The sequence below is a fragment of the Gynurincola endophyticus genome, from assembly GCF_003991195.1.
In the GTDB taxonomy this organism is placed as follows: domain Bacteria; phylum Bacteroidota; class Bacteroidia; order Chitinophagales; family Chitinophagaceae; genus Gynurincola; species Gynurincola endophyticus.
Genome location: NZ_RCWL01000003.1, coordinates 276997 through 298251 on the forward strand (window position 1 = coordinate 276997; position 21255 = coordinate 298251).

A 21255-nucleotide genomic window follows, 5' to 3' on the forward strand; every position below is an offset into this window, starting at 1 on the left:
TAATGGCTATTAAAGAGTTTTTCGAAATACCCAAACGATACAAGACCTGGTCATTTGCACTGATAGGTGTGGGAGTTTTATCCGTGATCATCGGCTTTATTATGTATGGCGCAAGTGAAAATGTTCACGATAAAGCTAGATTCTGGTCAACGATGTTGCATAACAGTGTTTACTTCCTGTTGGTAACAAATGCTGCCATGTTCTTTATTTGTGCTACAACTTTAGCATTAGGCGGATGGCAGATGTCATTCCGTAGAGTTGCAGAGGCCATTTCTGTTGCTGTTATTCCTTTAGGTATTATTGCCGGATTGGTATTAATCGCTTTAGTAGTTGTAGATCCGCATATCTACCACTGGTTACATCCGGAAGGAGATCCTATCCTTGAGGGTAAATCAGGATTCTTAAATTCTAAGTTCTTTATTATCTGGACTGTTTTAGCAATCGTTCTGTGGATCGCTTTAGGATATAAAATGCGTAAGCTATCTCGTGAACTGGATAATAATCCTTTACCGAATGCTGAAGCAGGAAGAAAATATATCTTTAAAAACACCGTTTGGGCATCTTTGTTCTTAGTGTGGTTTGGTTTAACAGTAATGTCAACCATCCCGTGGTTCTGGTTGATGAGTATCGATGCACACTGGTATTCTACAATGTATAGCTGGTATACTTTCGCTTCATCTTTTGTAGCAGGTATGTCTTTAATCGCTCTTTACGTTGTTTACTTAAAAAACAAAGGTTATTTAGAATATACCAATAACGAACATTTACATGACTTAGGTAAATTCATGTTTGCGTTCTCTGTATTCTGGACATATTTATGGTTCTCACAATACATGCTGATCTGGTACGCAAACATTCCTGAGGAAACTGTTTACTTCCAATCACGTATTACTACAGAATATCACAAAGGTGCTTACAGCTTTATTTTCTGGGCAACCGTAATTATCAACTTCCTTGCACCATTATTAATCTTAATGAGAAGAGGAACGAAGAGAAATTATACAATGATTGCTGTAATGGCTGTGGTAATCATTTTCGGACACTGGTTGGATTTTTACCAAATGGTTTTCGCGAGTGTGTTGAAAGAACATGTAGAACTTAACTTATTCGATTTCGGTGTGGCTGCAGGATTTATTGGAATTATCATGTTAGCAACTGGTAATGCATTAAGCAAATACCCGCTGATAGCGAAAAATCACCCTCTTACCAAAGAAAGTCTTGTTCACCATGCTTAATTGTAAGTGTGTGCAGAGGGGAAAATTGAATTTGTAAAACTTTGAATCGTCCGATAAAAACATATTGATAGATCATGACAACTACTGGATTATTTTTGATAGCGATCCTTGCGCTGGGCTTTCTGATCACATTTCAGATCGCCAAGGCCAGTGAGTATGTTTCTGTGCTGAAAGGAGAGAAAAAGTCGTTTGAGCAAAGCAATAAAATCAATGCTTTCTTAATGATCGTTTTCTTGGTGCTTGGATTAATAGGTGTATGGTGGTGTAACGAGTTATTGTATGACAAAACCTTGTTGCGTTTTCCATCAGCCTCTGATCATGGAGAAGACATTGATAGAATGTTGATTATTACCATTGCAATTACTGGTATTGTATTTTTCATTACACAGATTTTATTGTTCTGGTTTAGCTACAAGTATCAATATAATCCGAAAAGATCAGCTTTCTATTATCCGCATAACAACAAATTAGAGGTTTTATGGACATCTGTTCCTGCTATCTCTCTGTGTGTGTTGGTTGGATTCGGATTGGTTTACTGGACTAAAATCACCGGTGACGCTCCGGAAGAATCATTACAGGTTGAAATTACCGGTAAACAATTCGGATGGATCTATCGTTACCCGGGTAAAGACAATACCTTCGGTAAAAAGTATTATAGAAATATTGATGAGGCAAACGGTAACCAATTAGGTTTAATCTGGAAAGATTCCGTAATCAATAAGTTAGATCGTAAAGGACATCCTGCAGGTTCTGTAGAGTTAACTGCTGACCAGGCTTCTTTTGATGATATCGTTACCAACGATGCGATCTATTTAATTAAAGATCGTCCTGCGAAACTGATCATCAATTCAAGAGACGTTGTTCACTCTGTAGGTTTACCTCACTTCCGTTTGAAAATGGATGCTGTTCCGGGTACTCCAACAACACTTTGGTTTACGCCGAAATATACAACAGAGGAAATGAAAAAAATTACCAATAACCCTCGTTTTGAGTATGAAATTGCCTGCGACCAGATGTGTGGTAACGGTCACTACTCAATGAAAGGGTTGATCAAAGTGGTAACTGCTGAAGAGTATATTTTATGGCAGGCAAAACAGGTTCCGGCTTACGTTCAGGCACACCCTGCTGACGATTCACAGGCAGCACCTGCCCCGGCCGCAGCTGACAGCACTGCACCAGCTGCTGTAGCCAGCAAATAATAAAAATCTTGTAGTATATACAAGGTAGATTAGTAACTAGAATGTATAATAGACCATAAATAATTTATCATGAGCAACGACGTAGCATTGCACGGTCATCCTGAGGTGGTGGGTTCACATGAAGCACATGCGCATCATCATAAGGAAACATTTATCACAAAATATGTGTTTAGCCAAGATCATAAAATGATTGCCAAACAATTCCTTATCACAGGTATGGTTTGGGCAGTGATCGGTGGTTTAATGTCTGTGCTCTTCCGCTTGCAATTAGGTTTTCCTGACGAATCATTCCCATGGTTAGAAGATGTATTGGGACGTTGGGCTAAAGGCGGAAAAATTTCTGCTGAAAACTACTACGCTTTAATTACCATGCACGGTACCGTGTTAGTATTCTTCGTATTAACCGGTGGATTAAGCGGAACCTTCGCGAACTTCTTAATTCCTTTACAGATCGGTGCACGTGATATGGCTTCGCCAATGATGAACATGTTATCTTACTGGTTCTTCTTCGGCGGTAGTATCGTAATGATCTCTTCTTTATTTGTTCAAACCGGACCTTTCTCCGGAGGTTGGACGGCTTACCCGCCCCTGTCAGCATTAGGTGATGCTTCACCTGGTTCTAAAGTGGGTATGGACTTGTGGATCATTTCAATGGCAATGTTTATCATTTCTCAGCTTTTAGCTGGTTTGAACTATATCTCTACTGTTTTGAATATGCGTACTAAAGGTATGAGCATGAATCGCCTGCCGTTAACAGTATGGGCACTATTCTTTACCGCAGTATTAGGAGTATTATCATTCCCTGTATTATTATCAGGTGTTGTGTTGTTGATCTTTGACCGTCACGCAGGTAGCTCTTTCTACTTATCTGACATCTTTATCGCTTCAACAAATACAGCATTACCTAACGAAGGTGGATCTGCCATCTTATACCAACACTTATTCTGGTTCTTAGGCCACCCTGAGGTATATATCATTCTGTTACCGGCGATGGGTATTGCATCAGAAGTTTTATCTGTAAATGCCCGTAAACCAATTTTCGGTTACTTCGCGATGATTATCTCAATGTTTGCGATCACTGTATTAGCCTTCTTAGTATGGGCGCACCACATGTTCGTAACTGGTCTGAATCCGTTCTTAGGTTCTGTATTCGTATTGTTAACCCTGATGATTGCCGTTCCTTCTGCAATTAAAGTATTTAACTGGTTAACTACTTTATTCAAGGCGAATATCCGTTTCACTCCTGCAATGTTATGTGCTATCGGCTTCGTTAGCTTATTCATCTCAGGTGGTTTAACAGGTATCTTCCTGGGTAACTCAACTTTAGATATCCACTTACACGATACTTATTTCGTAATCGCTCACTTCCATATCGTAATGGGTGTATCTGCCTTCTTCGGTATGTTTGCGGGTGTTTACCACTGGTTCCCTAAAATGTATGGCCGTTATATGAACAATACATTGGCCTATATTCACTTCTGGGGAACAATCATCGGCGCTTATCTGATCTTCTGGCCTATGCACTATGAAGGTTTTGCAGGTATGCCACGCCGTTACCTGGATTACGGAATCTGGGAATCGTTCAAACAATTCGCTGAACTGAACAAATTCATTTCAATTGTTGCGATTATCACCTTTGCTTTACAATTCCTGTTCTTATTTAACTTCTTCTATTCTATTTTCAAAGGAAGAAAAGTAAAAGATCAAAACCCCTGGAAAGCAAATACATTGGAGTGGACTACTCCAATCAACCCTGGTCACGGAAACTGGCCTGGTGAAATTCCTGAAGTACATCGTTGGGCGTATGATTACAGTAAAGACGGAAGAGATTTCATCCCTCAAACTGAGCCCATTGATCCGAATGAATCGAAACACTAGAATGTTTTTCTAAAACATTCCGGAAATATACTGAGGGAAGTAAGGCTCAAACCCTTACTTCCCTCCAACTAAATAAAGTGAAGACCATGACCGTGAAGATGAACAATTCTTTTAGTGTAAAGAATAAGCTGAGTGATTACAGACAGCTGATCAAGTTCAGTTTAAGCTTCATGGTAACGTTTAGTGCCGTCATCAGTTACTTACTCGCTCCAAATGTAGTAGAGTTGAACTGGAAATTCACACTCCTCTTTTTTCTGGGAGGAATGCTGGTAACCGGTTCTGCAAACGCCGTTAATCAGGCAGTAGAGAAAGATACCGACGCACAAATGAAAAGAACAGCAAGCAGGCCGGTGGCGTCTGGAAGAATGTCGGAAATGGAAGCCTGGACTTTTGCAGTGGTTTCACTTTTAGTAGGTCTTTTTATATTGGCTTTTTACTTTAATGTACTTAGTGCGGTAATCGCTTTTATCAGCTGGTTGTTGTATGCGTTTGTATATACACCGCTGAAAAAAGTTAACTCAATTTCTGTACTCGTCGGAGCCGTTCCCGGAGCCTTACCGTGTTTAATCGGTTGGACAGCCGGTCAGGATGAACTGAGCGCCGGAGGTTGGGTTTTATTTGCCATTCAGTTTTTCTGGCAATTTCCACATTTTTGGGCAATCGCCTGGTTGGCACACAATGATTACTCAAAAGCCGGGTTTAAACTTTTACCTAGTGTGGAAGGACCTGGAAAATACTCAGCCATTCAGTCGATTATCTACTCAATGGTGATGATTCCGGTCGGATTCTTACCGTACTTTGTAAAAATCAGTGGCTTTATAAGCTTTTGGATTTTATTAGCCGCAAATCTCTGGATGGTTTATTTAAGCTGGAACCTTTACGTAAAAATGGAAGCCAGTGCCGCCAGAAAAGTGATGTTTGGAAGCTATTTTTATTTACCTATAGTAATGTTCGCATTACTGCTGGATAAATTACCGATTGTTCAATAATATGCTTAGCATATATAAAACTGTCAGTTGTGGTTACAGAAATGAGAAACGAACATATTGATCAAAAAAACAAAGGTACTCACCCTCATAAGTTTACTCTATGGGTAGGTATTGCCAGTATCATTATGACGTTTGCCGGTTTAACAAGTGCTTTTATTGTAAAAAAACACGCACCGGGTTGGTCAACAACAGAAGTTCCGGTTATATTTCTGTACTCAACCATTATCATTTTAGCAAGCAGCGCCACCGTGCACCTTTCTTTAAAAGCATTTAAAGAAAGAAACATGCTTCGCTACCGTTCTTTGATCACGATTACCGCTTTGTTAGGTTTACTGTTTATAGTATGCCAGATAATCGGTTTCAGTCAGCTTTGGAACGCCGGCATCACCCTGGAAGGTTCTGGTGCAGCACAGTTCTTGTATATCATATTCGGACTGCACGCATTACACGTTTTAGGTGGCGCCATCGCATTATTTGTGATTTTTTTCAGAGCCTATAGCTCTAAAGTAAGAAGATATAATGTTGTACCTGTGGAAGTGGTTAGCACTTATTGGCATTTTGTAGATGCATTATGGGTTTATTTGTACATTTTCTTCTTGATAAATGTTTAATTTTAAGGCAGTCTCGTACTGTTGAAAATAGGTTAGAAATATTCTTTTAAATCGAATAATAAGAAAACATGGAACAAGCAGCACCTGCGAAGCAGAACTTGTGGGGAGGAGGTAAAAGCCCTTTTAATGTTGAGTACGGTAAAACAATGATGTGGTATTTCCTAATGAGTGATGCCTTTACATTCGGAGCTTTTCTTATCTCTTACGGAACAATACGTTTTTCAAGCCATGCATGGCCTGACCCTAACCACGTGTTCAGATCTTTCCCTTTTATTGGTGAAATGAATGTGCCTCTGGCCTTCGTAACACTGATGACATTTATTTTGATCATGAGTTCTGTAACGATGGTACTGGCAGTACACGCAGGGCATCAAAGAAATAAGAAAGAAGTTGTAAAATGGATGATTTTCACCATTATCGGAGGTCTTATGTTCTTAGGCTGTCAGGCTTGGGAGTGGTGGCACTTACATCACCAGGGTGCCTGGTGGGGTTCTAACCCTTTCATCAACATTGATGGTACTCCGGCTAATATCAACTTTACCAATCTGTTCTTTACTATTACAGGTTTCCACGGTTTTCACGTATTCTCTGGTGTGATCATTAACATTGTTATGTTAATCATGACGCTGAATAACGTATTCGAAAAAAGAGGTTCTTACCTTATGATCGAAAAAGCTGGTTTGTACTGGCACTTTGTAGACTTAGTATGGGTATTCGTATTTACCTGTTTCTATCTGTTCTAATTAAAACTGATTTTTAAAAGGAATTAATTTTATTAAAAATGGCACATACTCATACACAAGCACATGATGATCACGGTAGCTCTACCAAACATATCTGGAGAACATTCTGGATCTTATTAGTTCTCACCGTAGTAGAGTTGGTTTTTGCAATTGTACATGACCAAACACATGTTTTCAATAAGTACTTCCTGAACTTTATTTTTGCTGCTTTAACTTTAGCTAAAGCTTACTATATCGTTGCCGAATTCATGCACTTAAAGCATGAAAACAAGAACTTTATTATGACTATCGTAATGTCATTCCTGTTAATCATCTGGGCAATCATCGCATTAATTGCTGATGGTAACTCTTACGGTAACTTAAAGAATACTTATGATCCTTTCTATTATGAGAAGTCAACTACTCCGTTAAAGCCGGGCGAACTACCAGCTCATGGAGAAGGAGCCATCCACTAATACACTTTTTTATTATAGAAAACCATCCTGTAAAGGATGGTTTTTTTAATGCCTATATGTTCCTTTTCCCCTTAGGTTGAACTAACTTTGCCGCAAATACTGTATCGTGAATAAAAGATCCATCGCTGTTTTTTTTATAGTACTGTTCGTTCCTCTTATCTGTTATTTTACAGTAAGACATCTGAGTAGTAGCAATTTAGCATTGCCTAAACACTACTTTTACGACTCTATCACCACCAGCGTTGTAAACGGAAAACTAAAGCAGGATACCGTATGGCACCCATTGGATAATATTAAGTTAGTGAATCAACTCGGTGACTCTGTTCAGTTAGATGACGTAAAAGGTAAAATTGTGGTCGTTAACTTCTTCTTCACCCGCTGCCCTACCATTTGCCCCTCTCTCACACATAATATGAAAAGAATAGCAGATGGGGTTACGTTAAAAGATATCACTAAACGTATTGATAATACTAAATTCCACCTCTTATCCTTCAGCATTGATCCGGAACGGGATTCGGTTCCCGTATTAAAAGAGTATGCCGACAGATATAATGTTAACCACGACATCTGGTGGTTGCTCACCGGTGATAAAAAAACAATCTATGACTTTGTACAGGAAGAAATTAAACTCGGATTGCAGGATGGTGGAATTGTAGATGATGCATTTATTCACTCTGACCGTTTTGTTCTCATCGACCGATGGGGAGTGATCAGAGGTTATTATAATGGACTGGAAGAAAAAGAACTTGCTAAACTGGGAGAAGATATTACACTTTTACTGGTAGAAAAAGATCCTTCCAAACCATCAGCTCTTTTTGAAAAAATAAAAAGCCTCTGGCCAATCTATCTGATGGTCATTGCCGCAGTAATTGTATTTATGATTGTGATGAATAAAAAAAGTCACTTGAAATCACCTACAGATTTTTAAATTGAATAACTATGTTGTCTCCCTTGTTGCAAAAAAATGATCGTAAAGCAAAATGGATCATCGGAATCCTTTCTGCTGTAGTGCTGTTGGCCGTAGTAGCGTTAGACAGAATCCATCTTCAGGTTGATTTAGGCTTTGATGTACACGTTTTTGCATTGATTAATGCAATTCTGAACAGTTTAGTAACCGTGGCGCTGATAGCGGCTCTGTTTGCCGTAAAAGCAAAAAAATACCTGCTGCACAGAAATATCATGCTGATCGCAATGATACTGTCAACCCTCTTTCTGGTTTCTTATATCGCTCACCACCTGTTTGCCGGAGAAACAAAATTCGGAGATATTAATTTAGATGGTATTGTAACCGACGAAGAAAAAGCAGCGGTAGGTGGATGGAGAACTTTCTATTACATTATTCTGATTACCCACATCCCACTCGCAGGGTTTATTCTACCTTTTATTTTATTTACTACTTACAGAGGATTAACAGGAGAATGGCAAAAACATAGAAAGATTGCTAAAATTACCTGGCCTTTGTGGTTGTACGTTTCTATTACAGGCGTTTTAGTGTATATTTTAATTAGCCCATATTATCAATAATAATGACTCAGAACTTCAGCCAACACAAAAACAGCTACTTGTTTTACTTAGGTGCAGCAGTGATTGCAGTGGTATTGAGCAGTATGCTTAAAAAACAAGTTGTATCTATACAGGCAGACAGAATATTGCAGGTGGTGGTCGTTCTTGTTTCTGCAACTGCATTTATCTTTTACCGGATATTTAAAAAGCAGCTGATGGGTTTAAAAGATATTTCATCGGTTGAAGAACGGTTTAATAAATATTCAGTGAGTTACAAAAACTTTTGGTTTCAGTTGTTTGTGATTATTGCGATTGACTCATTTGGTTTTTTTGTAACGGCAAATAGTTCGTTTCTTATATTAACGTTTTCTGTTTTTATCTTTCTGATTTTATTTTTCCCTACCAGAATGGGCGCACAGATATTACTGAAAATACCCAAAGAACATCCGGTACTAAAATAAATTAAAAGAGCTACTACTGTTTCAGTGTAGCTCTTTCTTGTTAGATATAAGTGATTTTTTAATAAAGTGTGCTCTAAAAGTACTGAGTTATAATGCGCTTATTGATCGTTTTACCACCTCCAACCCAAAACCGATTACATTATACAGATAAAATCTGCGCTGAGCTGCTTCTTAGAAGTAAATACAACAAAACATTCCTACAATAACTCCTTAACGGGGTCCCAGAAATGAAGCTCAAAGTTTTGGATGCGATCGTTCGCCACAACAATACCTTCGGCTTCTAATTTTTTTTGCATAGCTTCAGGAGGGTTAAAGTGCATTTTTCCGGTAAGCATTCCGTTTCTGTTTACCACCCGGTGGGCCGGAACTTTTGTTTTATGTGTATGCGACAGATTCATTGCCCACCCCACCATCCTGGATGATTTTGCAGTTCCCAGATATTTAGCGATTGCACCATACGAAGTAACTCGTCCTTTCGGAATGAGTTTTACTACTTCAAAAACATCTTCAAAAAAATTATCGTTTTTTGTTTTCATGTTCTTTTTGACGTTGGCGATAAAAATCTTGTTTAGAGGCCGCAACATTTACATAATCGTAAGGGCAATGCAAACAGCCGTTTCCGCAGCAATAACCTCTGTCGAGATGAAATTGTGCCGTAAAAACGTATAATCCGTTTTCATTGATATAATAATCACGTCCTTCTGTCAATGACTTCTTCACTCAGTTTTTCTTTTAAGAGTTGATCTTTTTCTTCAGCAAGAAGTGTTGCCGGTAATTCAAACTGAAGATAATGAATCCGGTTACTCCCTGCTATGTCTAATGCTTCATAATGCGTTTTAATCTTTAATTCATCGCTCACATTACCGGTAGCATGAATGTCTTCAATATCCTGAATCAGCGGCAGGTCATAAATTTCAATCACCCACTTTGTAAACCGGTAAAGTGAAGGCGAATCAGTTTTAAGATGTATAATACCGTTAGGTTTTAAAATCTGCTGATATTTTCTAAGAAATTTAGGATGCGTTAATCTCTTCTTTGCTTTCGATGTTCTTAACTGCGGATCAGGAAAAGGCAACCATATTTCCGCTACTTCGTTAGCGGTAAAGTAATCGGTAATCTGGTCAATCGGAGTTCTTAAAAAGGCTATGTTCTGTAAATTTTCAGTCAGTGCAATTTTTGCTCCTTTCCAGATACGAACTCCTTTCAGGTCTACTCCAATAAAGTTTCTTTCAGGATACATTCTGCCTAAACCGACTGAATATTCCCCTTTACCGCAGGCCAGCTCAAGTGTAATCGGATGATTATTGTTAAAGAAACCGCCCCACTGACCGGGCATATCTTTAGGTAATTGTAATACGTTCGGAAATGTAGCCACTTCTGCAAAACGCTCTAGTTTTTTGAAACCCATAGTGCTGCAAAATTAGGGTAAGCGCGGTAAATGTCGGAAGTCAAGTTTAAAGAAAAAATATCCGTTTTTTTTTAAATATTTTGTTTTAAAATTGCCCAAATGATAAAAACTATCTAAAATTGTGATAGTTAAAACGGAGTTTTTAAAGAATTGGCTAGAAATACGAAACCCCTCCGGAAAAATCCAGAAGGGTTAAGTGTTGCTTGCTTTGGCTGTAGAGGGAGGACTCGAACCTCCACGGGGCAGTTAGCAATAAAGTTTATTCTGAGTTCCCCACCCTCGAGACGAGAGGGCATGTCTGCCAAAAATTCCATCACTCCACATTTTGACAAAAACAATACTATTGCGTTTGTTTCTATTGCAATATTAAAACAAATGCCCAATATGTTGCAAAATATTTAAAAGAATTTGAAAAGAATTAGAAAACGTCTAATGTAATTTAAAATTGCTTCGAAATATTCAATTTAGCTTGTTATTATGGCACAGAAATTAAATTTTGACAAACTCGACCTCCAGATCATTCAGGAAATGATGGAGAATGCTGAGATCTCCTACGCTGATTTAGGAAAAAAACTGTTTGTATCGGGTGGTACTATCCACGTACGTATAAAAAAACTACAGGAAGCCGGAGTTGTAAAAGGCACACGTTTGAATGTTGACCGGAAACTTTTAGGCTATGATGTAATTGCTTTTATCGGCATTTACCTGGAAAAAAGTTCCCTGTACGATGCAGTGGCCACCGAACTTCAAAAAATTCCTCAGATTGTACGGTTGAATTACACTACAGGTAACTATAGTATGTTTGCTGAAGTAGTATGTAAAGATATCGGTCAGCTCAGATGGATTCTTCACGATCAATTACAAAAAATTAAAGGTATTGAACGTACCGAAACACTGATTTCGCTGGAAGAAAGTTTTAATAGAAATGTACAGGTATTAGCACCGGGAAATACGGATTTCTAAATGGTGCAAGGTGTGCAGATCAGGTTTGACATAATGATTACCAATGATGAATAAGATAAATTCATCTCAATTAAGTTTTGCCCTTTAGTGTTTTTTACCGATTTTGCAACCGCCTCATTAACCTTTTACATTATGAGAAAAATATTATTTACGATTGCTGTAGCTATATTAACTTCTTGCGGCGGCTCGAAGAAAGAAACAGATCCTTGCCAGGGTGTTACTGCAATTACGGCTACTTCAAACCCAGCTACGGGTGCTGTGGTGCCTGCTGCTCCGGGGCCTAATTTTGACCTCGCTGTAAATGTAACCAGTTCTTTAGGAAACGGCGCTACCATAGAAGTGATAGCGAAACCTGAAGCCGGCGGAAATGCATTCTTTACCGAAACAAGAGATGCCGCTTTGTTCAATAACTTTTCTATTACAAACACTCCTGCAAATACTTCTGTCATTGTAGAAATCGCAATTACCAGTAAGGCTTGCGCTTCTGTCAAGTGGACAGGTTCGTACCGATACTCTAGGAAATAAGATTGTTTTATTTATGTTCTATCGAGTAACACCATTTGTTTAATTCAAATGGTGTTTTTTTATTTAGTAGGAATTGTTCTTCCTTTCCATTGGTAGTGCTTCAGTTTTCCGAGCATACCTGCCGATACAGTGTAGAATATATGAGGTACCTGCATGATCGGAAAAAATTTCAGATAACGGTTGCGTTGGAAAAATCTCGCAACCGCTTCAATAAACGGGTACTCGATTAAAACTTTTGCAAATAATAAAAGACAAAAGAAAGTAAACCATTTAAAGGCAAACAACGAGCAGAATGCCAGAATAACAAAACATAAATTGATCAGAAATACCAATATAAGTGTAGAGGTGATGCTCTTATCCTGATAATGTCCTGTTTTACTGGCCCACCTGATTCTTTGTTGAAACAGGTCTTTCCAGGTTTTAGGCGCATGAGTATCCACGATTGCGTCGCCCGACTTTATATATCCGTATTGCTTTGGATATGCAGATACTATTTTATGCATTAATAATAAATCATCTCCCGACGGAATATGATCGATTCCTTCATAACCGTTCACCCGCTCAAATGCCTGTTTGGTAAAAGCCAGGTTGGCGCCGTTACACATAGCGTGTAACTGATTTGCAACAGCAGCGCCGGTAATACCCTGTAATGTTAAAAAGTCGAGTGATTGAAAAATATCTACACTATTGTAACTGGTAATCAACCTTACAGGTGCTACAATAAACTGCCATTGTTGCTGTTGATACGTTTGATCATAGATGGCTAACCAGTTTTCCGGAACTACACAATCAGCATCTGTACAAACAATAAGATGATGTTTACTCAACTTCACCCCTATTGTTAATGCCAGCTTTTTAAAGGCAAGGGTAGGGGGATACAAGTGGGTATACTCGGCCAGCGATACATACCGGATATTCGAAAATTTTTCAACATATGATTGTATGATCGAAGCGGTTCTGTCAGTAGAATGGTCGTCAATGATAATTACTTCATATAGTTCTTTCGGATAATTTTGCCGCATACAGGCGTTCAGCAATTCTCCAATATATAATTCTTCATTACGTGCAGCTACGATAATCGTAATACCGGTACGGGGCAAAGTGCCGGTTGAAGTTGCAACAACAGGTATGCTTTCCCATATCGACTGATACCGAAATATTTTATAGGTGTAAATCACCATCATCAACAGAAAGCATAATAAGAAGTAAATCATGATTACAATTAAAAAACATTCTCAGTCCTTCCACAAATAGCATGCATATTTTGATTGTAGCAGCTTGTGGCCGTCACTGAGGATGAAAACATTTTTCTTTGAAGTAATTTTTTCCCAGAATTTTTCAGCTTTCGAATAAGGTATTATTCTGTCAAATTCACCATAGATACCAGTAACAGGTACCTGATGTTTTTTTATCAAATGTAACAGTTTGTTTTTTGACGGATGAATCTTTCTGAAGGCCGTCCACCTGATATACAGGTCATGCCGTACCTGCGGATCATCCACATAATTGGTGGCAAACTTAAAAATACTTTTATTGATCAGCTTCAACCGGTAACCTGCATTTAATAGATTCATAAACCAGGTGGGATGTTGCATTGTGCGCTTAAAAATTATATTTCCGAATTGTGTAGCAGTGGCAAAGCGATACCAGGGATTTACATAAATGCCATCTGGCGCAATGATGATCAGTTTTCTCACTTCCAGAGGAAACGCTTGAAAGTAGCCTAAGGCAATCCTTCCGCCCATCGAATAACCCCAAAGCTCAAAGGAAGTGTTGTTTTTCAGCTTTTCAGCTTCCAGAATCTGCCTGAAAATACCCTGTAAATGGGCTGCAGTAACCGTAAGGCCGTCTTTCCATTCCGTTTGACCGTGAAAAGGTAAGTCTATCGCAAGAATGGTTCGGTTTTGCTCGCCGGCAGTTTGCTGCAGATAAGCGAAATGTGCACCCGATTCGCCGTAGCCGTGTAAGGCAATAACCGGCTGATCGCCCGAACCGATGCGATAATAACCGATTTTGCTGTTTAAAAAGACTATATATTTTGGGGCAGACGCATTCACGTGTTGAAATTAAGAAAATTGATTATTTAAAAAAACGTTTCATTTTCAACTAATTGCAAAAAAAGTGAAAAAAATAACTATAAAATCTTGGTCAGACCGGGATATTTTATACCTTTATATAGTTGTATAACTAACAATTGCATAAACATTCGTTAGTTATACAATAGTAAATTAACTAATAATGACTACTACCTTACATTTCAAACGTGGAGAATTGTACAGTTTTATCACTGGGCAAGCTTCAACAGCGATTGCTCGTCGCCTTCAAAAGAAGTTTAATCATGCTTCGTTGAACCTGACTATTGAGCAGTGGAGTGTTTTATATCATCTCTGGAAAACAGATGGAATTAGTCAGCAGGACCTCTGTAATGCAACTTTTAGAGATAAGCCGAGTATCACCAGATTGGTCGATAATCTGGAAAGATTAGAATTAGTAAAAAGAGTACCTTCTGATAAAGACAGACGAGTGAATCATATTTTTTTAACAGATTATGGTCGTTCGTTAAGAGATAAAAGCATGTCAATTGCTGAGGATACTTTGAACGAAGCATTGGTTGGAGTACCTGCAGATAAGATTGAAACCTGTAAGCAGGTGCTGCAAATCGTATATAATAACCTGAAGTAAGATATAAACTCAATTGCCTGAAACAAATTCCCAACATTATTAAATTGTCTTGGCTATGAAGCAAACTAACGAACAATCAACATTACTCAAAGGTGGCGAATGGCTCATCAAGCAGAGCGAACCGAATGAAACTTTCATTCCGGAAGATTATAATGAAGAGCAGTTAATGGTGAGAGACATGTGTATAAACTTTCTTGATTCGGAAGTTTTACCGATTATGGATAAGATCGATAAACTGGAGCCTGGTTTAATGCCATCGTTAGTTGCCAAAGCTGGTGAGCAAGGCTTATTGGGGGCATCTATTCCTGAAGAATTGGGTGGTTTGGGTAAAGACTTTATAACTTCAACCATCGTTAATGAAGGTTTAGGTGGAGGTTATTCTTTTTCAGTAGCAGTTGCCGCTCATACCGGAATCGGTACTTTACCGATTTTATATTTTGGAAATGACCAGCAGAAAGAAAAATATATTCCTAAGCTGGCTGCCGGTGAGTGGAAGGGTGCGTATGGGTTAACCGAGCCGAACAGCGGATCGGACGCTTTGAGTTCTAAAACCACCGCTACTTTAAGTGCTGATGGTAAATACTATTTGCTGAACGGACAAAAATGCTGGATCACCAATGGTGGTTTTGCAGATATCTATACTGTTTTTGCAAAAGTAGACGGAGATAAGTTTACCGGATTTATTGTAGAGCGTGGCTTTGAAGGCTTTACTCAGGGAGCAGAAGAGCACAAAATGGGAATTAAAGGCTCTTCTACAGTTCAACTGTATTTTCAGGATTGTAAAGTACCGGTTGAGAACGTACTGGGTGAAGTAGGCAGAGGGCACGTTATTGCTTTCAATATTCTGAACATCGGCCGTTTAAAATTATGTGCTGCTGCATTAGGCGGTGCTAAACGTGCATCAAATATTTCTTTACAATACGCTTTAACCCGCGAACAATTCAAAACACCGATTGCAAACTTCGGTGCAATCAAGCACAAGCTTGCTGAAATGGCTATATTAATGTGGGTAACTGAATCTGCATTATATAGAACCGCTAAATGGATTGATGAAAAAGAACAGGCTTTGTTAGCTGAAGGAAAACCATTCAATGAAGCATTGCTGGGTGCAGCCGAAGAGTACGCTATCGAGTGTGCTTTGCTAAAAGTTGCAGGTTCTGAAACATTGAGTTTTGTGGTAGATGAAGGCGTACAGGTGCATGGAGGTAACGGGTTCAGTGATGAGTATGAAATTTCAAGAGGCTATCGCGACAGCCGCATCAACCGTATTTATGAAGGTACAAACGAAATTAACCGTTTGCTGAGTGTTGATATGGTACTGAAACGTGCAATGAAAGGCAAGTTGGATTTGATGGGACCGGCAATGGGGGTTTTAAAAGAACTCATGGGGATTCCTGAATTTGGTGCTGGTGAATCTGCATTATTTGAAAAAGAAATTAAGTATGTTCAGAACTTCAAGAAAGCTATTCTGATGACAGCTGGTGCAGCCGTTCAAAAATTAATGATGGCTATTGAAGGCGAACAGGAAATATTAATGAATATTGCAGATATGGCCATTCAGACCTTCCTGGCTGAAAGTGCTTTATTACGCGTAATGAAACTTGCAGAAACTAAAGGTGCTGATAATATTGCTTACGAACTGGCAGTTACGCAAACCTTTATTTATGATGCTGCAGATAAAATCAATAAATTCGGTAAGGATGCGATCAATGGCTTTGCTGAAGGTGATGAGCACAGAATGTTACTGTTAGGCTTGAAACGTTTCACTAAACAAGATCCGTTCAACAGTAAAGCAGCCAGAAGAGCAATTACCGATCGTCTGTACGCAGACGGAAAATTTCCGCAATAGGTTTTTTACGGCTATAATTTAAAGGCTGTCTTTATGTTCAGGGCAGCCTTTTTATCTAAAAAACGCTTACTTTATTTGCCGGTGTTATACTCTGAAACCATTTGATTGGTTGAATTATTACAGAAATTCATCAAATATTCATTAGTGATAAAAAGCAAAAGGTGTTATTTTTATAAAAAATAGACTATGCTGAAAAATATCATTTTTGTATTGTCGCTGATGCTTGTTGTAGGTTCGGCATGTGCTCCGGAAACACCTAAATTCAAAGCTCCTGAAAACGCAAAGAATAATCTTCAGGGCCAGTTTTTACACCATGTTTATTTTTGGATGAAAGATTCAGGTAGCAAAGAAGATGTGGCAAAACTCATTGAAGGGCTTGAAACACTTACTAAAATAGAATCTATCAGAGACTACCATATCGGCCTGCCTGCAGGAACAGATCGGGAAGTGGTGGATAATTCTTATGGTGTTTCGTGGTTGTTGGTTTTTGACGATGCCATTTCACAGGATGAATATCAAACAGATTCTATCCATTTAGCTTTTGTGAAAAACTACAGTCATTTATGGGAGAAAGTTCAGGTGTATGATTCAAAAACAGCTCAATAAGAATACGGCTGATATGTATCAAATATTACAAAAGAATTATTATCTGTAATCTTTTGACAAAAAAAACACGTATAATATAATAAAAAACAGGGAGTCTTAAGACTCCCTGTTTTTTATTATCGGGTCTGATTGTTGAATGTAATCAGGCACTTTTTCTATAAAGCAATAAAATTATGATAGCTTCGCCGCCGCCGCTTCATCAATAAACCAATATAGTTCACCGTTTAATGGTTGAATAATTTGGGATGGATACTGATCAACATTGCGCTCACCCTGAATTACCTGATACAGTGCCTCTGCTTTATTGGCACCAAAAGTTAAGAAAGCTATTCTTCTCGCTTTGTTCACTAGTGGAGCTGTAAGTGTTATACGATACATGTTTTGTGCATCTAGCCAGAATGCAAAAACATTCCGCATATTTTCATGTACCGCTACCGTATTCGGAAATAGTGAAAGTGTATGGCCGTCATCTCCCATTCCATTTAATACCAGATCAAAAACGCTGTCTTCACCGCAATAATGAAGAATGGTTTTTTCATATTCCAGCGCAGCGGCTTCCGGTTCGAGACTGGTATCCATAATATGAATATTTTCTTTCGGAATCGGAACATGATTTAATAATGTTTCGTGAGTCATCCTCGCATTGTTACGATCATCTTCAAACGGAACAGCTCTTTCATCACCCCAGAAAATATGAATACGGTCCCATTCAATTCTTTCACTGTATGGAGCTTCCGACAAACGCTTGTAAAGCTCTTTCGGTGAATTACCGCCCGTTACTACCCAGGTAAAACGGTCTTGTTTTGCCAGTGTACTTTCAATGAATGAGGTGATCCATTCTGCCAGTGCTTCACTTAGTATTGAAGGATTTTGTTTTACAATAATTTCCATATTTAAAACTTAAAAAGAAAGCAGGTGGTAGCCTGCTTTCAAGTATGAACAATCTATTTTTTGTCTTTATTCGGTAAGCTGATCCAGTGATGGCCGTCTCTGGCTACCAGTGCAGCGGCATCCTCAGGGCCCCAGCTTCCCGGCGAATAATTCGGGAAGGAAGTAGGGGTGGTGTTATTCCAATTATCTAAAATCGGCATTATCACTTTCCATGCAGCTTCAATCTGATCTGAACGCATAAACAAAGTAGCATTGCCTTCCATTACATCGAGTAATAATGTTTCGTATGCTTCCGGTTCATTGCCATCATAAGCATCTTTATAACTGAATACCATATCTACCGGATTCAGGTTTAAAGTTTGTCCGGGGCGTTTTCCCTGAAATCTTAAACGGATATCCATATCCGGAGCAATACTGATGGTTAATCTGTTCGGGCGCCAGGTTTCTGCAGCTTCCGGAGGAAATGCATAATGTGGAGCCGGCTTAAACTGGATGTTGATGACGGTTGATTTACCATTTAAGCGTTTACCGGTTCTTACATAGAACGGTACATTCTGCCAACGCCAGTTGTCAATATAAAATTTAACGGCAGCAAAGGTTTCTACACTTGATTGTGCGTCTACTTTGCTTTCGTCGCGATAACCTTTCACTTCTTTTCCGTTCATCCAGCCAGCAGCATATTGCCCGCGAACGGCATGCATATATACTTCCTCCGGTTGAATTCTGCGTATTGCATTTAAAACATCCACGGTTTTATTGCGAATTTCATTCGCTTCGAACGAAACCGGTGCTTCCATAGCCACATAACATAACAATTGAAGAATGTGGTTTTGAACCATATCGCGCAATGCGCCGGAGTTCTCATAAAAATCGCCACGCCCTTCAACACCTACTGTTTCTGCAGCAGTGATCTGAACATTATCAATATAACTTCTGTTCCAGATCGGCTCAAACAATGCGTTCGCAAACCGGAGTGCTAAGATGTTTTGTACCGTTTCTTTTCCCAGATAGTGGTCGATACGGTAAATCTGCTCTTCATCAAACAGTGAAGCCAATTGTTTATTTAATTGTTTTGCACTGTCTAAATCGTGACCGAATGGTTTTTCGATTACCACCCGGGTGCACTTTGTATCAGAGCAAATGTTTAATGGCCCCAGTTTGCTAACAATATCCGGTACCAGTTGCGGTGCTACAGATAAGTAGAAAATTACATTGGGGTGTACACCAAACTCTTTTTCTTTTTCTTTTACGATTTCTGCAATTTGCTGGTATTCTTCTTCAACAGAAGCATCCATTTGCAGATATGAAACCTGCGTTGAAAATTTTTCCCAATCTCCGTCTACCGGATCTTTTCTTCTGGAAAATTGTTGAATACCATCTAACAAATGTTTTCTGTAATCATCATTAGTGAAAGGGCGTCGGCCGATACCAATGATTGAAAACTGTTCGGGCATCCAGTCATCCATGAATAAATTATAGAGTGCCGGTGTTAGTTTGCGATGGTTCAGGTCGCCGCTACCACCAAAGATGAATAGTAAACTTGCAGGTGGCCTTTTATGTTGTTCCATGTAATTTTTTTTAATCTTGTTTACTGACCGGGTAATTAACATTAGGCATTCCAGTGTGTATGAAATGTTCCTTCCTTGTCTTTTCTCTGATAAGTATGCGCTCCGAAATAGTCTCTTTGAGCCTGTACCATATTGGTTGGCATTTCTGCGCAGGTAAAGGCATCAAAGTAGCTCAGTGATGCAAATAATGAGCCGCTGGCATAACCGTTTGCAATAGCCGTTGCCAGTATTGTTCTGGTAGTCAACAATATCGGTTTAATAAGTTCGGCTATTTCTTGTGTTGAAAGGATGTTTTCCGTATCCGGTTGGGCGGAATAGACCTTACTGAATACAGTTAATAAGCTTGAACGGATAATACATCCGCCTCTCCAAACACTTACTACTTTATCCATCGGAATTTCCATTTGTAAATCTTCCGAAGCTTTTGCAATCATTGACAAACCTTGTGTATAGGCAATGATAACACCAAATAATAACGCATCGTGGGCTTGTTGAATTAAGTCTTCTTTGTTGATTGTCAGCAATTTGCGATGTGTGCCGTACAATGCTGCGGCATTTACGCGAAAGTTTTTGTTTGAAGAGATGTTACGCATGGTAACCGCCTGATCAATAGAAGGAATTGGAATTCCCAGGTCCAGCGCATCTTGCGAAGTCCACTTACCGGTACCTTTGGCGCCGGCTTTATCTAAAATTTTATCCAGCAGGAAGGTTCCGTCTTCATCTTTCTGAAGGAAGATATCGCGGGTTATTTCAACCAGAAAAGAATGCAGGTCGCCCTCGTTCCATTTTTTGAAAACTTCATACATTTCTTCGTTAGTAAGGTTACCACCCCATTTCAGGAGTTCATAAATTTCTGAAATCTGCTCCATAATGGCATATTCTATCCCATTATGTACCATTTTTACATAGTGGCCTGCGCCTGCATTTCCTAAATGGGCTACACATGGTTCTCCATTTACTTTTGCGGCAACACTTTCGAGCATTGGTTGAATATGCGGATAAGCTGTTTTGTCTCCGCCAGGCATGATACTCGGGCCCTTTCTTGCACCTTCCTCACCACCGGATACACCCATGCCAACAAATCTCAACCCTTTCGTTTGTAGATAATTAACTCTACGAAGGGTATCGGTAAAATGCGAATTACCGCCGTCAATGATAATATCACCTTCATTAAGAATCGGAATTAATGACTCAATCACATCGTCAACCGGTTTACCGGCCGGAACGAGCATCATAATTCTTCGCGGACTGGATAGTTGCTGCACCATATCTTCTAACGCGGTAACCGATTTAACAGTAGTACCGGCGGTTGCAGCCTTTTCAAATGCTTGACCTTTAGCGAGATCTTTATCGAAGCCGATCACCTTAAAACCATGATCAGCCATATTAAGTAGAAAGTTAGACCCCATTACTCCGAGGCCAATCATTCCGAAATCATATAATTGTGTTGCCATGTAGATATAAAATATGAAACAAATTTACCAAAATATGCATTTTAATCACAGAAGAAATGTGATTGAACAATAAATGACATAAATCTTTACAATTAACAAAAGCTTTTTGTTGAAAAGATAGGTGAATAGGATATTATTGTATCTTTGTATCCAAATTGTGAGATAAGCTTTTAATTGTTGATCTAATTCTGCTACGCATCACTGCTACTTAGTTAAATTCCGCATTACATTGTCT

General features: G+C 39.0%; 23 protein-coding genes and 1 tRNA gene. 15 read left to right on the forward strand and 9 right to left on the reverse strand.

Going from position 1 to position 21255, the window contains the following annotated elements:
• The first annotated feature begins 2 nt into the window (after window positions 1–2).
• From D9O48_RS07750 to D9O48_RS07795, 10 genes are all read left to right on the forward strand, one after another.
• A complete protein-coding gene (locus D9O48_RS07750; protein WP_126972338.1) occupies window positions 3–1235 on the forward strand; it encodes a quinol:cytochrome C oxidoreductase in 1233 nt (410 codons plus the stop codon).
• Window positions 1236–1309: 74 nt separating this feature from the next.
• Window positions 1310–2434, forward strand: coding sequence for a cytochrome c oxidase subunit II (locus D9O48_RS07755; protein ID WP_126972340.1), 1125 nt, complete (start codon window positions 1310–1312; stop codon window positions 2432–2434).
• A gap of 69 nt (window positions 2435–2503) precedes the next feature.
• Window positions 2504–4312 (forward strand): cytochrome c oxidase subunit I, encoded by a 1809-nt coding sequence (locus D9O48_RS07760; protein ID WP_199750529.1) that lies wholly within the window; start codon window positions 2504–2506, stop codon window positions 4310–4312.
• 86 nt (window positions 4313–4398) lie between these two features.
• Window positions 4399–5301, forward strand: a complete 903-nt coding sequence (gene cyoE, locus D9O48_RS07765) for a heme o synthase (RefSeq protein WP_199750537.1) — start codon at window positions 4399–4401, stop codon at window positions 5299–5301.
• A 29-nt stretch (window positions 5302–5330) separates the two neighbouring features.
• Complete coding sequence (locus tag D9O48_RS07770; RefSeq protein ID WP_233589207.1) at window positions 5331–5912, forward strand: cytochrome c oxidase subunit 3; 582 nt, start codon at window positions 5331–5333, stop codon at window positions 5910–5912.
• A gap of 68 nt (window positions 5913–5980) precedes the next feature.
• Window positions 5981–6655, forward strand: a complete 675-nt coding sequence (locus tag D9O48_RS07775) for a cytochrome c oxidase subunit 3 (RefSeq protein WP_126972346.1) — start codon at window positions 5981–5983, stop codon at window positions 6653–6655.
• Between the two features lie 38 nt (window positions 6656–6693).
• The gene (locus tag D9O48_RS07780) at window positions 6694–7110 is read left to right on the forward strand and encodes a cytochrome C oxidase subunit IV family protein (protein WP_126972348.1); all 417 of its coding nucleotides are present in this window, start codon (window positions 6694–6696) and stop codon (window positions 7108–7110) included.
• 106 nt (window positions 7111–7216) lie between these two features.
• Window positions 7217–8038 carry an SCO family protein gene (locus tag D9O48_RS07785; RefSeq protein ID WP_126972350.1) on the forward strand — a complete coding sequence of 274 codons (822 nt, stop codon included), beginning with the start codon at window positions 7217–7219 and terminating at the stop codon, window positions 8036–8038.
• Between the two features lie 11 nt (window positions 8039–8049).
• A complete protein-coding gene (locus D9O48_RS07790) occupies window positions 8050–8634 on the forward strand; it encodes a DUF420 domain-containing protein (protein ID WP_126972352.1) in 585 nt (194 codons plus the stop codon).
• A 2-nt stretch (window positions 8635–8636) separates the two neighbouring features.
• On the forward strand, window positions 8637–9074 hold the full coding sequence (locus tag D9O48_RS07795) for a hypothetical protein (RefSeq protein ID WP_126972354.1): 438 nt from the start codon (window positions 8637–8639) through the stop codon (window positions 9072–9074).
• A gap of 197 nt (window positions 9075–9271) precedes the next feature.
• Here D9O48_RS07795 and D9O48_RS07800 read toward each other — a convergent pair whose 3' ends face one another.
• The 4 genes from D9O48_RS07800 to D9O48_RS18730 form a co-directional block, all read right to left on the reverse strand.
• Window positions 9272–9610, reverse strand: coding sequence for an MGMT family protein (locus tag D9O48_RS07800; RefSeq protein WP_126972356.1), 339 nt, complete (start codon window positions 9608–9610; stop codon window positions 9272–9274).
• Window positions 9591–9794 (reverse strand): DUF5522 domain-containing protein, encoded by a 204-nt coding sequence (locus D9O48_RS07805; RefSeq protein ID WP_126972358.1) that lies wholly within the window; start codon window positions 9792–9794, stop codon window positions 9591–9593. The genes D9O48_RS07800 and D9O48_RS07805 overlap by 20 nt, the downstream gene beginning before the upstream one ends.
• A complete protein-coding gene (gene trmB, locus D9O48_RS07810) occupies window positions 9766–10482 on the reverse strand; it encodes a tRNA (guanosine(46)-N7)-methyltransferase TrmB (protein ID WP_126972360.1) in 717 nt (238 codons plus the stop codon). The genes D9O48_RS07805 and trmB overlap by 29 nt, the downstream gene beginning before the upstream one ends.
• A gap of 209 nt (window positions 10483–10691) precedes the next feature.
• Window positions 10692–10805: transfer RNA gene (locus D9O48_RS18730), tRNA-Asp, on the reverse strand.
• A 154-nt stretch (window positions 10806–10959) separates the two neighbouring features.
• Between D9O48_RS18730 and D9O48_RS07815 the strand changes: the two genes are divergently transcribed.
• Entirely contained in the window at window positions 10960–11445 is a 486-nt protein-coding gene (locus tag D9O48_RS07815) for an Lrp/AsnC ligand binding domain-containing protein (RefSeq protein WP_126972362.1), read from the forward strand.
• A 132-nt stretch (window positions 11446–11577) separates the two neighbouring features.
• The gene (locus D9O48_RS07820; protein ID WP_126972364.1) at window positions 11578–11970 is read left to right on the forward strand and encodes a hypothetical protein; all 393 of its coding nucleotides are present in this window, start codon (window positions 11578–11580) and stop codon (window positions 11968–11970) included.
• A 59-nt stretch (window positions 11971–12029) separates the two neighbouring features.
• Here D9O48_RS07820 and D9O48_RS07825 read toward each other — a convergent pair whose 3' ends face one another.
• Complete coding sequence (locus tag D9O48_RS07825; RefSeq protein WP_126972366.1) at window positions 12030–13184, reverse strand: glycosyltransferase; 1155 nt, start codon at window positions 13182–13184, stop codon at window positions 12030–12032.
• Between the two features lie 21 nt (window positions 13185–13205).
• Entirely contained in the window at window positions 13206–14027 is an 822-nt protein-coding gene (locus D9O48_RS07830) for an alpha/beta hydrolase (protein ID WP_126972368.1), read from the reverse strand.
• 181 nt (window positions 14028–14208) lie between these two features.
• On the opposite strand from D9O48_RS07830, the gene D9O48_RS07835 reads away from it, so the two are divergent.
• The 3 genes from D9O48_RS07835 to D9O48_RS07845 all read left to right on the forward strand — a co-directional run bounded on the left by D9O48_RS07835 (window position 14209) and on the right by D9O48_RS07845 (window position 17107).
• Window positions 14209–14652: a MarR family winged helix-turn-helix transcriptional regulator gene (locus D9O48_RS07835; protein ID WP_126972370.1), complete on the forward strand. Its 444-nt coding sequence runs from the start codon at window positions 14209–14211 to the stop codon at window positions 14650–14652.
• A 55-nt stretch (window positions 14653–14707) separates the two neighbouring features.
• Window positions 14708–16501, forward strand: coding sequence for an acyl-CoA dehydrogenase family protein (locus tag D9O48_RS07840; protein WP_126972372.1), 1794 nt, complete (start codon window positions 14708–14710; stop codon window positions 16499–16501).
• A gap of 186 nt (window positions 16502–16687) precedes the next feature.
• On the forward strand, window positions 16688–17107 hold the full coding sequence (locus D9O48_RS07845) for a Dabb family protein (RefSeq protein ID WP_126972374.1): 420 nt from the start codon (window positions 16688–16690) through the stop codon (window positions 17105–17107).
• Between the two features lie 171 nt (window positions 17108–17278).
• Here the strand turns inward: D9O48_RS07845 and pgl are convergent, their stop codons facing one another.
• Genes pgl through gndA form a run of 3 tightly spaced genes read right to left on the reverse strand, consistent with a single transcriptional unit; the run spans window position 17279 to window position 21020 of the window.
• A complete protein-coding gene (gene pgl / locus D9O48_RS07850; RefSeq protein ID WP_126972376.1) occupies window positions 17279–17998 on the reverse strand; it encodes a 6-phosphogluconolactonase in 720 nt (239 codons plus the stop codon).
• 53 nt (window positions 17999–18051) lie between these two features.
• Window positions 18052–19566, reverse strand: a complete 1515-nt coding sequence (gene zwf / locus D9O48_RS07855) for a glucose-6-phosphate dehydrogenase (RefSeq protein WP_126972378.1) — start codon at window positions 19564–19566, stop codon at window positions 18052–18054.
• A gap of 41 nt (window positions 19567–19607) precedes the next feature.
• Window positions 19608–21020, reverse strand: coding sequence for an NADP-dependent phosphogluconate dehydrogenase (gene gndA / locus D9O48_RS07860; RefSeq protein ID WP_126972380.1), 1413 nt, complete (start codon window positions 21018–21020; stop codon window positions 19608–19610).
• Window positions 21021–21255 lie beyond the last annotated feature (235 nt).